At 58.2% G+C, this 239-nt stretch carries 1 rRNA gene; it reads left to right on the forward strand.

Annotation, left to right across the window (positions count from 1 at the left end):
- A 16S ribosomal RNA gene (locus WS40_RS11150) occupies positions 1 to 239 on the forward strand; the annotation flags it as partial.

Consider the following 239-nt stretch of genomic DNA (forward strand, 5'->3'; position numbering starts at 1 on the left):
GGTGGGGATGACGTCAAATCAGCACGGCCCTTACGTCCGGGGCGACACACGTGTTACAATGGCAGGTACAGAAGGCAGCCAGTCAGCAATGACGCGCGAATCCCGAAAACCTGTCTCAGTTCGGATTGGAGTCTGCAACCCGACTCCATGAAGCTGGATTCGCTAGTAATCGCGCATCAGCCATGGCGCGGTGAATACGTTCCCGGGCCTTGTACACACCGCCCGTCAAGCCATGGGAG

Source organism: Ruminococcus sp. N15.MGS-57 (assembly GCF_000980385.1).
Classification (GTDB): domain Bacteria; phylum Bacillota; class Clostridia; order Oscillospirales; family Ruminococcaceae; genus Hominimerdicola; species Hominimerdicola aceti.